Below are 15,381 nucleotides of genomic sequence, written 5' to 3' on the forward strand. Positions count from 1 at the left end.
CCTACTGGAAATGTTTTGGGCCAGCCACCGTGCACTCCTGCTCGCGACCCCCTACTTCGGCCGCGATCGGATGGCAAACGTTTTGTGTCGCAACCCGGTAGCGGCCCGCATCGATCCGGTCCGCGCACGCCGGTGTCGGAGATTTTCCGATAGGGGGTCGAGCCGGGGGTTCTACAACCGGGGAGCCAACCTAATTCAATCCACCAGGTATTGACAATTACACCCGGTCATCGGCGGATAATGAAATGTGGAAGAAGCGTATGAATACCGCAGCGGCATCAATGCGATATGGCCGGGCACCGAGCATTTGCTGCCGGAATCGGCCGTCGCGGAGCTGGCATCCCTGACCGAGGAAAACGACCGGCGCGGTCGGCTGTCCGACCGCAGTATCGAAATACTCCGGGAGGCAGGCTACTTCGGCCTCCCGGTCCCGAGCGACCTGTCCGGCGGCAATGCCTCGCTGGTGGAGTGCTGCGCGATTCAGCGCCGCCTCGGCGCGGCCGATCCCGGACTGTCCATCGGTGTGAATATGCACATATTCTCCATGGGGTTCATGGTCGAGCACTGGAAGCGCCACCACGACGAGTCCGGGCAACTGCTCGAGCAGATCGCCCGACAGGGGCAGATCGTGGTGTCGGCCTTCGCGGAACCGGGCTTGGGCGGCAGCCTCACCCGCTCCAACTGCACGGCGCGGCGCGTCGGCGACGACTGGCTCACCAGCGGTCTGAAGGTCCCGTGCTCACTGGCCGAGCGCAGCGACCTGCTGTGTCTACAGATGATCGACGAGGCGGGCGGTCCGGAGAGTCTGCTGGTCGGGTTGGTGCCCACCGGCGCGCCGGGAATCAAGGTGGAGCGCACTTGGAACACCCTCGGCATGCGTGCCTCGGAGTCGGACACCATCAAGCTCACGGACTGTCCGGTCCCCGATGACATGATCGTGCACCGCAGCTCACCCGGTTCGCTCGGCGACGAGGTCTTCGCTGCGGGGACCGGCTGGTTCTGCGTCACCTCCACCGCCGCCTACCTGGGCGTGGCGTCGGCGGCCATCGATCACGCGCGGTCGGCGCTGACCCGTTCGCGCATCACGCATTTGAACGCCTCGCGCGCCGAGTTGCCCTCGTTCCAGAACGCGCTCGGCGAGATCCTCACCTCGGTGATGACGATGGAGGCGGCCTGTGCCCAGCTGGCCCGGCTGCTCGACGAGGGCAAGACCGATGCGCGCAGCCTGCTGCCCGCGATGCTCGCGCTGAAGTATCAGGCGGCGGAGAAGGCGATCCACGCCGTGGAGATGACGGCCGAATTGGTGGGCGTCGCCTCGTATTCCGCGAACGGCCCGGTGACGCGGTTGATTCGGGATGTGCACGCCGCGCGTTTCCATCCGCCGACCAATTTCGTGACCCGGCAGTTGCTGGGCCGCTGGGCGCTGGGACTGCCGTGGAATTTCGATCTCAGCGAAGTGCCGGTCGGCCAGTAGGTTTCGAGCAGAAAGGGTGGGACGCGTCGCGCCCCACCCTTTTTCGGACTTCAGATCGGTTCGGCCTCGATCATCGCGAAATCGATATGCCGGGGCAGGGCGATCATCCGGGTGAGGGCGAATCCGGCCCGCGCGCAGAGTCTCTCGTAGTCGCCGCGGGTGCGCTCCCGGCCGCCGAGCAGCAGCATCATGCTGAGGTCGCTCAGGTAGGGGTCCTCGGTCATGGTGTGCTCGGTGGGCACCGTATCGGGCAGCACCGGTTCGACGATCAGCAGGCGCCCGCCCTCGGCCACCGCCGCGCGACAGTTGCGCAGGATGGCGACGGCGTGTTCGTCGTCCCAGTTGTGCATGACGCTCTTGATCACGTACAGATCCGAGCCTGCGGGCACGGACTGGCGGAAGTCGCCCGCGGCGACCTTGCAGCGGCCGGAAACACCTGCGATATCGAGGATTCGGGTCGCCTGCGCGAGGCCCTCCGCGGTGTCGAAGACGACGCCGCTCGGCCCCGGATGGCGCTTGAGAATGGCCGCCATCAGTGTCCCGTCACCGCCGCCCACATCGGTGATCGCGCCGAAGCGCCCGAAATCGTAGTGATCGGGCAGGGCCGCGGTGACACCGTCGGCTCTGGTGCGCTGGCTCATGGCCGAGTTGAAGATCTCCGAGAGTTGCCCTCGCTCCGCGATGTAGTCGAAGGCGGGCCGCCCGTGCACCTCGTGGAAGGCGACCCGGCCGGTGCGCAGGCTCGTCTCCAGATTCAGCCACGCGTCCTGCATGGACTTGTCGGTGAGCAGCAGCGCGAGATCGAGCAGTGAACTCGAATCATCGCTGCGCAGCAGGGATCCGGCGGGTGCGAGCACGAACCGTCCCGGTGTGGTCTCCCGGCACAGGTCCAAGGTGGCCATGGCCCGCAGGAGTCGATTCAGCCGCTCGGCGGGAATCTCGTAGATCTTGGCCAGATCCGCCACATCCCACTCGCCATCGCCGATGGCGTCGGCGAGCCGCAGTCGCGCCGCCACCCCGACCACCTGGGTCACGATGGTGCTGAACAGGGCTCGCATGATCGTGCGCCTGGCACTGTTGTCGATCGAATTCGTCATCATCTGCCTAATCGCTGGTGGGGTAGGTGGATTCACTGCGGGAGCAGTCGACGATCGTCCTGGTCGCGCAGGACGGCACCCAGATCGCGCAGGGCCGCGCCGATCCGCCCGACCTCGGCGTCGGCGAGATGGATGGACGGCTCGAAACGAATGAAGCGCCAACCGGGTCCGGCGGGCAGCACCCGAATCCGATGCTCGCGCAACAGATAGCCCGCGAGTACGAAGCCGAAGCTGCCCGAGGCGGCCTGTTCGCGAATGCGCTCGTTGCGCGAGGCGCTCAGGTCCGCGATCTCGATGGCCAGCATGAGTCCGAGCCCGCACACCTGAGTGATCAGCTCCGGGAATTCGGCGCGCACGGCCTCGAGTTCGGCGATCAGCCTGGCGCCGAGCTCGTCGGCCTTGCGGTAGGCGGCGCCGCCATCGGCCTCGAGCATGTCGAGCACCTTCAGCGCGATATGCCCGGAGAACCCGTCTTTGGCGAAGGTCGAGCTGTGGATGACCTCGAATTCCGGTCGGAACCGGTCCCGGCGGATGAGCGCCACCGAATTCTTGGCGATCCCGCCGCCGATGCTCTTGGCCAGCGTGATGTAGTCGCCGGTCAGGCCGAGGCGCGAACTGGCCAGCAGCGCGCCCGCGCGACCCAGCCCGCTCTGCACCTCGTCGGTCACCAGTGGGCAACCCAGTGCCACGCAGGTCTTCTCGATCTCGCGAGCCAGTTCCGGCGCGACCGGGATCAGGCCGGCGCCACCGCGAATCGGTTCGACGAAGAAGGCCGCGACAATCGGGAAGTCCCGCTCCACCACCTGCACGGTGGCGCCGTCGAGCACCAGGTCGAGCAGGAATTCCCGCTCGTCGGCGACGATCTGCGCGAGCGCGTCGGGGCGGTCGACCGGGACGAAGCGCGCCGCCGAGGCCAGCCCGACGAACGGCGTGCGCCACTGTTCGTTCTGGGTCAGCTGAATACTGCCGATCAGCTTGCCGTGGAAGGCGTGCTCCAGCGTCAGGTAGATCGGTCGCTTCGCCAGCCGCTCGGCATTCCACTTCTGGACCGCCGCGAGGGCCGCCGCGACGGGGAGTTCGGCCGAGATATGCGGTCCCGGCGCGATTTTCGCGCTGCCCGCGCGGAGCGCCGCTCGGGCCTGGGCGATATTCTCGCCGATCTCCGCGCTCAGCACGGCGATGCGCGCGCGGCGCTCGAGTTCGGCGTGCTTCATGCAGATCTCGATCGCCTCGGCCCCGCTGTTGCCGAATATCGCGATATACGAGTCGTCGGTGCGCAGCTCGCGCCTGATGGCCGTATTGAGCGCGGCGGCAACACGATTGGCGTGCGGCTGGTGCGACAGTTGGGCGTGCACCGGAATCTGCGCGTCCAGAATCTGTTTCGCGGCGGCCACTATTTCCGGATTGTTGTGTCCGAAGATCAGGGAACCGAAGCCGCAGGCGAGATCGAGGACCGGCACCTCCCGACCGTTCTCGTCGAGGTAGAACACGGTATCGCCCGCCGCGCGCACATATTCGACCCCGAGACCCATGGCGGTCAGCCATTCGTTGAGATAGGCATCCGCGTACTCGGGATCGCCTGCCGAAGGGCTCATTTGCCACCCCTTTCTATGATCGGTATCGGACACCATTACAGTCGTTGGTCGCCCGGCGTTCAACGGGCTTAAATCGCTGGATATAAACCGGTATTCCAACCAATGGCATATTGTTCGGCGGCCCGCCTGCCTGCGAGGGTGTGGTGGTGGTTCGAACGGTCCGGGACAGCTCCGCGCTGGGCGGAAACGCCTGCTGCCCTGTGGGATCCGGTGCCGGATCACCGAGTCGAGCCTGCGCACCGCACCGTTGGATAGGGAGAATGCCATGACGGACTATCTGACCGAGGACTATGCGGCCGACGCACTCGCCGACTCCATTGTCGTCACCCCCGGTGATGCCCGATACGACCTGCTGGCTCGGGCCGACAATTATCGATTCGTGGCCAGGCCGGACTATTTCCACCTCGTGCACTCCGCCGATCAGGTGGAGCGGGCGCTCGGCGCGGCCGTCGCCGCGGGCAAGCGCGTCACGGTTCGCTCGGGTGGACACTGCGGCGAGGATTTCGTGGCCGCCCCCGATGTCGAGGTGATCATCGATCTGTCGCCGATGTCGCGCGTCGGATTCGATCCGCGCCGGAATTCGTTCTTCATCGAACCGGGGGCGTCCATCGGTCCCGCGCTGCGCACGCTGTTCCGGAATTGGGGCGTCACCCTGCCCGCCGGATTCTGCATGGGTGTCGGTGCGGGCGGCCATATCTGCGGCGGCGGCTACGGACCGCTCTCGCGCCTGTTCGGCCTGACCGTGGACTATCTGGAGGCGGTCGAGGTGGTCGTGGTCGACGAGCACGGCGCGACCGCGACGGTTACCGCCACCCGCGCCGAAGACGATCCCAATCGCGACCTGTGGTGGGCGCACACCGGCGGCGGCGGCGGGAATTTCGGTGTCGTGACCCGCTATTGGCTGCGGGCGCCCGGCGCCGAGGCCACCGATCCGGCGCTGCTGCTGCCGCGCCCGCCGAGCACCGTGCGGATCGTCGAGGTGCAGTGGCCGTGGGAGAACCTGTCCGAATCCGCCTTCGTCCGCCTGGGCACCGCCTTCCAGCGCTGGCAGTTGGCGAACAGCGCCCCGGACTCGCCGAATATCGGCCTCTACGCCCTGCTGCGCTGCATGCACCGGTCGGCCGGACATCTGGCCATGCACGCGCAGATCCCGGACGGACCGGACGCGGGCCGCCGCATGGACGAGTTCCTCGCCGAACTCGCCTGCGGGGTGCCACCTTCGGTGCGACGCCAGACTCTGCCCTGGCTCGCCGCCGCCCGCTATCTCGCGGTGCCCGATACCGGCCCGTGGGCGATCGCGGTGCGACGCAAGGTGAAATCCGCCGACCTGCGCGCCGCGCACACTCCGGAGCAATTGCGCGCGGCCTACCGGCATCTGTCGAATCCGGCTTACACCGGCCCGAATTCGTCGATGGAGTACATCGGCTACGGCGGTCGGGTCAATACGGTCGGGCCGTCGCAGACCGCCATCCCGCGCGGAGCCATCCTCAAGACCTTCTTCATGACGTCCTGGAACGATCCCGCCGAGGACGATGCGCACCTGACCTGGCTGCGCGAGATCTACCGCGACATCTATGCCGAGACCGGCGGCGTCCCGGTCCCCAACGAGGTCAATACCGGTGCGTACATCAACTATCCGGATATCGATCTCGCCGATCCGGAATGGAACACCTCCGGCGTCCCGTGGTCGACCCTGTACTACGGCGCGAATTACCCACGCCTGCAACAGATCAAGGCGCTATGGGACCCCCGGAATGTGTTCCGGCACGCCCTTTCGATTCGTCCTGCCTGACCGGAGCGTGGTTCGGATAGCCCCGTGCGGCGACCGCCGCGACCACGGTCCCCAATGCCGCGAAGACCACCGAGGCGACCGTGACGGCGACGAAGCCGAAACACTCCGCCGCCCACATCCCGATCGGCACCACGATCGCCCGACCCATACCGGTCATCGACATGGGCACGGTGAAATCGGTTGCTGCCGAGGAGTTCCGGACCAGATCCATCGATACCGTCGAGGTCCAGGTCAGCTTCGCGCCATAGATCACGGCCATCGCGATCAGCGCGGGTGTCGTGAGCCAACCGTGGTCCTGGCCCGCCGCGAGGGGGATTGTGGCCGCCACCGCGAGGGTGCTGAGCACTCCCATCGCCACCGCCGGGCCGCGGCGACCATAGCGGGCGATGATCGCCCCGGCGGCCAGTGCGGCGAGGATCTGCCACACGATGGCCACGGTGTACTGGATGAATCCGACGCGCTCGGTGGTCCAGCCGACCCCCATCAGCATCGCGGTCTGTGGCGCGCTCGCCACCCAGTCGCCGAGCAGATACAGCGGCAGCACGACCAGCGACCACAGTGCCGTCTTCGGCCGCCGCAGATAGGTGACCAGCGCCCGCCACGCCACCCGACTGCTCGCGGCGATCTGCGCGGTCGGCTCGTCGAATCGGGCCAGCACCGCCAGCGGAATCACGAAAACCGCTGCGAGACAGCACAGCATCGGCACCCAGCCGACGCTCGCGTAGAGCAGCACCGCACCGCCGGTCCCGATGATCATCGACAGGCTGGCCGCCGCGGTCTGCAAGCCATTGGCGACACCGTGTTCGGCGGGGGCGAGGATGCGGATGGACAGCCCGCTGATCGCGGTGTCGTGGAAGGCCGACAGCACCAGCACGACCGTCATGATCATCAGCGTCGCACCCAGATCCGCGACCGGATCGACGGTGGTCAATGCCAGCAGTGTGAGGATCAGCGCGACCTGAGTGCACATGAGCCAGCCGCGATAGTGCCCATAGGAGGCCGAACCGTAGCGGTCGACGATCGGCGCGATCAGAAAGCGACTGAAATAGACGATGCCCAGCAGGTTGATCATCCCCACCGTGCCCAGGGAGACGCCGCGACCGAGCAGGATGGTGCCCAGCGCACCGAAGAAGAATGAATAGCCGATATCCGAGACCAGATACAGCGAACTGATGACCGCCAAGCGATACGGGTAGGACCCGTTCACATCGCCTCCTTACCGAGGGTCGACTGACCGCCAGTCAGTCGGCGGGTGAATAATCGACCCGTCACCGGGTGCGAGGAATCTGGAGGAACAGGTGGTGCGGACCAAGCCGAGCGCACAGCGCCGCAGCGAATTGCTCGACGCAGCACAGTCGCTCGTGCTCCGCGGGGGAGTGGACGCGCTGACCGTCGATGATGTGACCAGCGGGGCAGGGGTCGCCAAGGGCACCTTCTATCTGCATTTCGCCAATAAGAACGTCCTCATCGATGCGCTGCGCGACCGCTACGTGCGGCGCTTTGTCGATTTGCAGGACGCGGCGGCGCGCTCCGTCGACGGAATCGCCCGTGTCGAGCAGTGGATGCTGGTCGGCATCACCGAATATCTCGCCGATATCCGCCTGCACGATCTGCTGTTTCACTACTCGTCCCGCCCCGAGGAACCCACGCCCGATCGTGCCGTCGAGGCGCTGCGCGAGTTGATCGGGGAGATCGGGGCCGAGGTGCCCCACCCGGAGGCGACGGCGGTGGTGCTCTACCACACCATGCACGGCATCGCCGACCACATCGTGCACCATCCCGAGGACAGGTCGCGCATGTTGGAAGAGGCCGCCAGAACCTGTCGCGCGCTGCTGCCCATTCCCGTGAAGTGATTGCGGCGCCGCGTCTTTAGTCGAAACGGGTGCGGCGCGATCCCGGATCGATCCGGATCTGTCCTTGACCATTAGGATACCCTATCCTCAGTGAGTGACTGACTGTCGGTCAGTGGATGCGAACCGCACTGCCAATACCCCAAGGGAAGGCATATGACGACAACGGAAGTGATCCACCAGAGCCCCGCCCCGGCGGCGGCCCCGCCCCCTGAAGAACCCGGCCCCCAGCTGATCAGCACCGCCGCCGCGGCGCGTCTGCTGCGCCCGGTCCGGCTGCATCTGATCACCTGCGCCGTGCTCTCGGCTCTAGGGGCGGCCGCCGGATTCGCCCCCTACGTGGCCATCGCCGAGATCGCCCGCGCGGTCATCGCGAATCCGAATGTGGCCGCCCAAGCGGGCCTGGTGTGGACCTGGGTCGGCATCGGTGCGGCCGGTGCGCTCGCCCGCCTGCTGCTACTCGGGTTCTCCTCGCATATCGGCCACTACGCGGACGCGGAGATCCTGTGGGATATCCGCACCCGAATCGTCGCGCGACTGGGCGTCGTGCCGCTCGGCTGGTTCCGTTCGGTGGGCTCCGGTCAGATCAAGAAGGTCATGACCGACGACCTGGAGGAGATGCACCACCTCATCGCCCACGCCCTCGGCGAGATCATCGCGGGCGTCACCGCGATGCTCGTCGGCTTCGGCTACCTGATCTTCGTCGACTGGCGCATGGCGCTGGTGACCGTCGCGGTCCCGCTGCTCATGATGATCAGCTTCCGCGTCGCCATGCGCTCCATGACCAGCCACATGACCCGCCTGATCGAGGCCGAGGGCCGCATCAGCGCCGCGAGCGTCGAATACGCCGACGGCATCGCCGTGGTCAAGACCTTCGGCAGCGGCGGCCGCATCCTGGACCGCTTCGGCGCGGCCGTGCGCGAACAGACCGCCGCCATGAAGGTCTGGGTCGACGAAACCCGCTACAGCTCGGCCCTGAGCCAGTTGCTCAGCTCGGAGATGACGGTGCTCACCGTGGTGCTCGCCGCCGGTGTCGTCTTTGTCGGCTCGGGCTCCCTCGCGGTCCCCGACCTGCTGCCCTTCCTCGTCGTCGGCATCGGCCTGCCCACCTCGTTCACCCCGATCATCAATGGCATCCAGGGGCTGCGCAAAGCCCGCATGGCGGCCGACCGCATCGAGACCCTGCTGCACAAGGAGCCGCTGCCCGAACCGGTTCGGCCGCGGCAGCCGCAGGGGAACCGCATCGAACTCGACCACGTGTCCTTCTCCTACGACGGCGTCGGCCAGGCCGTGCACGACATCAGCGCCGTCTGCGCACCCGGCACCGTCACCGCCGTGGTCGGCCCCTCCGGCGCGGGCAAGTCCACCCTGGCCTGCCTGCTGCCCCGCTTCTACGACACCACCTCGGGCACGATCCGCGTCGGCGGCGTCGATATCCGCGAAATACCCACCACCACACTGCTTTCCAGCATGACGCTGGTCTTCCAGGAGGTGGTGCTGCTGCGCGACACCGTCACCGAGAACATCCGCATCGGCCGCCCCACCGCCACCGACGACGAGGTGCGCCGCGCCGCAAAGGCCGCCCAAATCCACGACGTCGTCGAGGCGCTCCCCAACGGCTACGACACCGTGCTCGACGGCGGCACCGGCGGCCTGTCCGGCGGTGAACGCCAGCGACTCACCATCGCCAGGGCCATCCTCGCCGCCGCACCCATCGTCATCCTCGACGAGGCCACCGCCGCCCTGGACCCCGACGGCGAGGCCGCCGTCCAGGACGCGCTGTCCGAACTGGTCGTCGGCAAGACGGTCATCGTGATCGCGCACCGCCTGCACACCATCGCGGGCGCGGACCAGATCCTGGTCATGGATCGCGGCAGGCTCGTCGAATCCGGCACCCACACCTCCCTGCGCGCCGCGGGCGGACTCTACGCCCGCATGTGGCGCGCCCAGCAGAACGGGGACCAAGCATGATCCGCCACCTGTACCGGCTCTGGCCCAACCCGCGGCCACTGGTGCAGCTCATCGCCCTGCACGCCTGCCTGGCCATTCTCCAGGGACTGCTGCTCGGGCTGCTCATCCCGATCCTGCGCGCCCTGCTGCGCCCCGAACCGGATCTGGCCGCCGCCCGCCCGTGGCTCATCCTCGGCGCGCTCGGCGCACTGATCTACGCGGTGCTGAAGGTGATCGCCAGCCCGGTCGGCTTCGCCGCCAGCATGAAAATGGCCGAACAGATGCGCCACCACCTCATGGGGCATGTCACCACGCTGCCGCTCGGCTGGTTCACCGGGGAGAGCAAGGCGCGGCTCGCGCGCACCGTCACCACCTCGGCGGGCAATGTCGCGCACCTGGCCGCGACCTTCGGGCCGCCCGCCATCTCGGGTGTGCTCACCCCGCTCACCGTCGTATGCGTCACCTTCGTCGTCGACTGGCGCGCGGCGCTGCTGTTGCTCGTCATCCTGCCCTTCGCCTTCCTGGCCCTGCGCCGCGCGGGCCGCATCCAGAAGGAGGCCGATCACGAACTCGAACAGAACGCGGTCGAAATCGCCAGCCGCGCCATCGAATTCGGGCAGGCGCAACCGGTGCTGCGGGCGGCGGGGCACGGCGTCACCGGCGGGGCGCGCATGCGCGCCGCCCTGGACGAACACCGCCTGAGCTACCGGCGCGGGCTGCGCCGGTCCTTGTTCCCGGACCTCACCTACACCGGTGTGGTCATGCTCGGTTTCGCGGCCGCCCTCGTCCTGGGCGCCACGTTCCTGCTCGGTGGTGAATTGGCCGTCGCGGATATCGTCGCGCTGCTCGTGCTGGCCGTGCGCTTCCTCGAACCGCTCGGCACCCTCACCGAACTGCTCGGCACCCTGCACGCCATGGACAATGCCGTGGCCCGAGTCGAGGCCGTGCTCAATACGCCCGCGCTGCCGCGCAGTGCGCATCCGGTGCGCGAAATTCGGGACGCCACCATCGAATTCGAGGATGTCACCTACTCCTACGGCGATACGGCCGCCCTCTCGCGGGTGAGTTTCACCTGCCGTCCGGGCACCACCACCGCGCTCATCGGTCCCTCCGGCTCCGGGAAGACCACCGTCACCCGGTTGGTCGCCCGCTTCTTCGACGTGGACTCCGGCAGTGTGCGCGTCGGTGGCGTCGACGTGCGCGATCTGGACCAAGCCGCGCTGCTCGGCGAGATCGCCATCGTCTTCCAGGACGTCTACCTGTTCGACACCACCATCGAGGAGAACCTGCGCATCGCCCGCCCCGAGGCCACCGCAGCGGAACTGCGGGAGGCCGCGCGCGCCGCCCGCCTCGACGAGGTCGTCGCCCGATTGCCCGAAGGGTGGGCCACCAGGGTCGGCGAGGGCGGCGCGCAACTGTCCGGTGGTGAACGCCAACGCGTCTCCATCGCACGGGCTTTCCTCAAGCACGCCCGCATCGTCCTGCTCGACGAGGCCGGTTCGGCCCTGGATCCGGAGAACGAGAACGCCATCGGCGCGGCCATCGCCAACCTCGGTCGCGATCCCGAACGCACCCTCATCGTGATCGCCCACCGCCCGGCCACCCTCGCCACCGCCGACCACGTCGTCACCCTGGACTCCGGCGCGGTCTCCGAGATCGATACCCCCGCCCAACTCCGTGCCGCAGGCGGCATTTTCGCCCGCCTCTACACCCAGTACGAACACGCCAGGAACTGGCATATCACCACCACCGCCTGACCCGACCCGTCCACACCCCGCCCCGGTGCTCGTCCGGGGCGGGGTGTTTCGCTGGACACCCGCAATCCCGTTGCCACACACCACCTTCTCCGCTCGACCATGTCGATTGCCTGCCGGGGTTGACGGGTAACCAAACAAACTCGAGAGCCGGCGGAATCTCGAAGAGGTCGAGTGGATCGCTGAGGTGTCGCCGGTGCTCGAGCGAGTGTCCAGTTTGCGAGACTCGCTGGGAGGTTCGCAGGGGCGGAGTGGAACATGTTCTGGTTGGCTGGGATTGGGTGGGCGTCGAAGTAATTCGTCGGTGCCCCTTGTCGATTCGGCGTCTCGAGGAGTGGGATCCTCTGTGGATGATCCGGGCTGGGCAAACGCTCGGTGACCAGGCAGGAAACGGGAGATTTGGGGGATTGCGTTGTGCTCCATGGCTTTCCATGGAGTGGAAGCCCGCTTCCCCCACCAGTGACTCTGGGGCTAACATCGCACAGTGACAGTCAGCGCCGAGCTCATTCGACATCGTGAGTGCGGCTCGGGCCATTCGCTGGGGCAATCGCCCGACGCGACATAGGATTTCGAGTCGTCCGCCCGCCGAGCGGTTGCGGCGACGGCCGAGTGACTCCATCCGCACCGCGTCCGCCCGACAAGGAGATAACGGCAGTGCAGCAAGAGACGCAACCCGCCCGAATCGAGCATCCGCCCATGCCCATCGAGGAGGTCGGGCCGAGGGTTGCGATCTACACCGAGGAATTCGCGGCCGACCCGCACGGCACCTACCGCTGGATGCGTGACCGATACGGTTCGCTGGTTCCGGTGGAGATCTGGCCCGGCGTCCCGGCCACCCTGGTCATCGGCTATCACACCGCGGTCCGCATCCTCAACGATCCGCAGCACTTCTCCTACGATCCGAGGATCTGGCAGGAGAGCGTGCCCGCCGACCTGCCGATCATGCCCATGATCGAATGGCGGCCGAACGCGCTGCGCACCAACGGCAACACCGCCGAGCACCGGCGCTACCGCACCGCCACCAATGACGCGCTGGCCGGGGTGGACCAGCACGCGCTGCGTCCGATGGTGGCCAAACTCGCGGGTCCGCTGATCAACTCGTTCTGCGCCGACGGCTCGGCCGACCTGCTCGGCCAATACATTCTGCCGCTGGTGTTCTCGGTGCTCAACGAGATGATCGGCTGCCCGCCGGAGATCGGTCAGCAGGTCGCGCAGGCCAGTGCCGCACTGTTCGAGGGCGCCGAGAACGCCACGGTCAACGCGATGTTGGACGCGGCCCTGCTGCAGCTGACCAGGCTGCGCCGCGCCGAACCGGGCGACGATATGACCACCCGGATGCTGCGGCACTCGGCGGATCTGTCCGATACCGAGATGGTGCACCAGTTGGTCACCTGCTATTCGGCGGGTATCGAGATCCCGCAGAATCTGATCGCCAACACCCTGCTGCTGATGCTCACCGACCCCCGATTCGTCGGGGAGAACGTCGGTTTCGCCCCGCCGACCACCACCGCGCTCGACGAGATCCTGGCCACCGACCCGCCGCTGGCCAACTACTGCGTCACCTACCCGCAGCAGCCGATCCTGATCGACAATGTGTGGCTGCCCGCGCATCAACCGGTGATCACCAGCATCGCCGCCTGCAACAACAGTCCGGAGCTCAATACCGGTGACTATCAAAACAATGGCTGGAATCTCGCGTGGGGCGCAGGCCCGCATGCCTGCCCCGCCGGCGCCCGCTCGGCCGCGTACGTGATCGCCCACGAGGGTATCGATCAACTCTTGGACACGCTGCCCGAACTGCGCTTGGCCGTGCCCGCGCGGGATCTGGTGTGGCGTCCCGGTCCGTTCCATCGGGCGCTGTCGGCTCTGCCGGTGGTGTTCCCGCCGTCGCCCCCCATCCGGATGGCAGGTAAGGACCAGCGCTTATGAGTTGAACACCGCAGGGTTTCCGAGCAAGAACCCGGGTGGCGCGCCCGGGGTGGACCACTCCGCGCGTCGCCGCGCGCGGTGTTGACAGATTCAGGTGAGTGTCGATGACAACTACAGATTTCGCCGCCGCGACTTCGGCCCAGCGGGAATCGGAAACCGTCGAAGCATTGCGGGAGGTGATCTTCGGTGCTCACATGGCATTGCACGCCAGAGTCCGCGACGTTGTGGCCGGACTGTCCGACTCGCCCCCGTCGGGACTCACCTTCGCCGCCGAGACCGAGCGCGCGCCGCACCTGCTGCGCGGTGTGATCGCCGGTCTGGGCAGGCCCGCCCGCGAGATCGCCGCCGACGCGCAGCTGCGCGGCGCGCTGTGCGAGTGGGCGCAGGTCGCCGCGCCGCGCTTACTGCTGGTGTTGACCGGGCATTTCGATCTCGCCATCGGCGCCATCCTCGGTTTGGGTGACGGGTCGGCCTACCAGCAGGACTGTCTGTCCGAACTCGATACCGGCGCGGCGATCGGCGTGCTGATGCTGACCGAACTCGGCGGCACGAATGGCGCCGATCATCAGACCACCGCGACGTGGGATCCGCAGGCGGAGGGGTTCCGGTTGACCACGCCGACCGCGACGGCCATCAAGTCCATGCCGAATGTCGCCGATCCCGGCGTCCCGAAAACCGTTGTGGTGACGGCCCGCCTGATCGTCGACGGACGCGATGAGGGTGTGCTGCCGTTCCTGCTGCGACTGCGCACCGCAACGGGTTTGGCCGAGGGCGTGCATGTGGTTCGCCTGCCGGACAAGGGTTCCGCGCCGATGGATCATGCCCTGATTCGCTTCGATCAGGTCCTGCTGCCGCGCGAGGCGCTGCTCGGCGGCGACTGGGCGCGGATGACCCCCGACGGCCGCCTGGAGTGCGACCTGCCGCCGCGTCGCCGCTTCCACGCCGCCATCAGCGTGCTCGGCAACGGCCGCCTGGATCTGGCCAATGCCGCCATCGCCAGCGCCCGCGCCGCCCTCGGTGGCCTGGTGAACTACACCGGTCAGCGCAGGCCGGGCTCCGGGATATCGATGGCCGAGCGCGACGCCGTCAGCCGCGACCTGGTCTCCGGGGTGGCCGCGGTGTACGCGACGAGTGTGCTGGGACGGCGGATTCGGGATCTGCGCGCCGACTCCTCCGGCACCGACCGGCAGCAGGCGCTGTGGTCGATGCTGGCGAAACCGCTGCTGTCCAATACCGCCCGCCAGGTGCTCATCACCTGCCGCGAACGCGCCGGATGGCAGGGCGCGCTGCGCACCAATCATCTGGTCGACTGGATCGGCAACCTCGACGCCATCATCACCGCCGAGGGCGAGAATCAGATCATGCAGGTCACCGCAGGGAAGGCGGTGGAGGATCTGACGGCGCTGCGGCTCCCCGGCACCCCTGCCGAAATGCCCTGGTACATCGACCTTCTCGGGGTGCGGGAACGCGCCATCGCGGACGGGATCCGCACCGGTGATCACGCGGCGGCCGGTATTGCCTTCGGCCCCGATTCGGCGGCCATCGAATTGGCCACCGCCACCGCCGAACGATTATCCGCCACCGCTGTTTTCGCGGCCGCGCGGACAGTAGACGATATCGACGCGCGGGAACTCGTCGAGGCGGCGGCCGCCGCCTACGCGCTCGACCGTATTCACGCCAACGGCACCTGGTACGCCGCGCACGGGCATCTCGCCGCCGATCGGGCCGCCGCCGTGGCCTCGGAGCTGCGCGAGCACTACACCTTCCTGTCCACCCACCTACCCACGTTGGTAGCCGCTTTCGACCTGCCCGAACTGCCCGGTCCTATTTTCTCGGACAACTACGTCCGTGCCTGGCAGGACTACTCCGGCTGGGCCGACACCATTTTCGTGTCGTAATGCCCTGAGTGCGTCGGGGTCTCGCGCAGGTGAGACCCCGAA

General features: G+C 67.4%; 10 protein-coding genes. 7 read left to right on the forward strand and 3 right to left on the reverse strand.

Annotation, left to right across the window (positions count from 1 at the left end):
• Positions 1 to 247 precede the first annotated feature (247 nt).
• The gene (locus D5S18_RS29915; protein WP_203236976.1) at positions 248 to 1,474 is read left to right on the forward strand and encodes an acyl-CoA dehydrogenase family protein; all 1,227 of its coding nucleotides are present in this window, start codon (positions 248 to 250) and stop codon (positions 1,472 to 1,474) included.
• 50 nt (positions 1,475 to 1,524) lie between these two features.
• Here the strand turns inward: D5S18_RS29915 and D5S18_RS29920 are convergent, their stop codons facing one another.
• On the reverse strand, positions 1,525 to 2,571 hold the full coding sequence (locus D5S18_RS29920; protein WP_203236977.1) for a methyltransferase: 1,047 nt from the start codon (positions 2,569 to 2,571) through the stop codon (positions 1,525 to 1,527).
• 32 nt (positions 2,572 to 2,603) lie between these two features.
• Positions 2,604 to 4,166 (reverse strand): aminotransferase class III-fold pyridoxal phosphate-dependent enzyme, encoded by a 1,563-nt coding sequence (locus D5S18_RS29925; RefSeq protein WP_120044439.1) that lies wholly within the window; start codon positions 4,164 to 4,166, stop codon positions 2,604 to 2,606.
• Positions 4,167 to 4,431: 265 nt separating this feature from the next.
• Between D5S18_RS29925 and D5S18_RS29930 the strand changes: the two genes are divergently transcribed.
• Positions 4,432 to 5,958 (forward strand): FAD-binding oxidoreductase, encoded by a 1,527-nt coding sequence (locus D5S18_RS29930; RefSeq protein WP_120044440.1) that lies wholly within the window; start codon positions 4,432 to 4,434, stop codon positions 5,956 to 5,958.
• Here the strand turns inward: D5S18_RS29930 and D5S18_RS29935 are convergent.
• Positions 5,897 to 7,165, reverse strand: coding sequence for an MFS transporter (locus tag D5S18_RS29935; protein ID WP_120044441.1), 1,269 nt, complete (start codon positions 7,163 to 7,165; stop codon positions 5,897 to 5,899). The genes D5S18_RS29930 and D5S18_RS29935 overlap by 62 nt on opposite strands.
• 94 nt (positions 7,166 to 7,259) lie before the next feature.
• On the opposite strand from D5S18_RS29935, the gene D5S18_RS29940 reads away from it, so the two are divergent.
• The 5 genes from D5S18_RS29940 (at position 7,260) to D5S18_RS29960 (ending at position 15,339) form a co-directional block, all read left to right on the forward strand.
• On the forward strand, positions 7,260 to 7,811 hold the full coding sequence (locus D5S18_RS29940; RefSeq protein ID WP_158608027.1) for a TetR/AcrR family transcriptional regulator: 552 nt from the start codon (positions 7,260 to 7,262) through the stop codon (positions 7,809 to 7,811).
• Between the two features lie 153 nt (positions 7,812 to 7,964).
• Positions 7,965 to 9,779: an ABC transporter ATP-binding protein gene (locus D5S18_RS29945; RefSeq protein ID WP_120044443.1), complete on the forward strand. Its 1,815-nt coding sequence runs from the start codon at positions 7,965 to 7,967 to the stop codon at positions 9,777 to 9,779.
• Complete coding sequence (locus D5S18_RS29950; protein ID WP_120044444.1) at positions 9,776 to 11,515, forward strand: ABC transporter ATP-binding protein; 1,740 nt, start codon at positions 9,776 to 9,778, stop codon at positions 11,513 to 11,515. The genes D5S18_RS29945 and D5S18_RS29950 overlap by 4 nt, the downstream gene beginning before the upstream one ends.
• 693 nt (positions 11,516 to 12,208) lie before the next feature.
• Positions 12,209 to 13,441, forward strand: a complete 1,233-nt coding sequence (locus tag D5S18_RS29955) for a cytochrome P450 family protein (RefSeq protein ID WP_203236991.1) — start codon at positions 12,209 to 12,211, stop codon at positions 13,439 to 13,441.
• Positions 13,442 to 13,545: 104 nt separating this feature from the next.
• On the forward strand, positions 13,546 to 15,339 hold the full coding sequence (locus D5S18_RS29960) for an acyl-CoA dehydrogenase family protein (protein WP_120044445.1): 1,794 nt from the start codon (positions 13,546 to 13,548) through the stop codon (positions 15,337 to 15,339).
• Positions 15,340 to 15,381 lie beyond the last annotated feature (42 nt).

Source organism: Nocardia panacis, from assembly GCF_003598715.1.
Lineage (GTDB): Bacteria > Actinomycetota > Actinomycetes > Mycobacteriales > Mycobacteriaceae > Nocardia > Nocardia panacis.

Excerpts from the sequence above, each read along its gene's own strand:
- D5S18_RS29920 (WP_203236977.1), bottom strand. The coding sequence starts at position 2,571 with ATGACGAATTCGATCGACAACAGTGCCAGGCGCACGATCATGCGAGCC.
- D5S18_RS29925 (WP_120044439.1), bottom strand. The coding sequence starts at position 4,166 with ATGAGCCCTTCGGCAGGCGATCCCGAGTACGCGGATGCCTATCTCAAC.
- D5S18_RS29930 (WP_120044440.1), top strand. The coding sequence starts at position 4,432 with ATGACGGACTATCTGACCGAGGACTATGCGGCCGACGCACTCGCCGAC.
- D5S18_RS29945 (WP_120044443.1), top strand. The coding sequence starts at position 7,965 with ATGACGACAACGGAAGTGATCCACCAGAGCCCCGCCCCGGCGGCGGCC.
- D5S18_RS29950 (WP_120044444.1), top strand. The coding sequence starts at position 9,776 with ATGATCCGCCACCTGTACCGGCTCTGGCCCAACCCGCGGCCACTGGTG.
- D5S18_RS29955 (WP_203236991.1), top strand. The coding sequence starts at position 12,209 with ATGCCCATCGAGGAGGTCGGGCCGAGGGTTGCGATCTACACCGAGGAA.
- D5S18_RS29960 (WP_120044445.1), top strand. The coding sequence starts at position 13,546 with ATGACAACTACAGATTTCGCCGCCGCGACTTCGGCCCAGCGGGAATCG.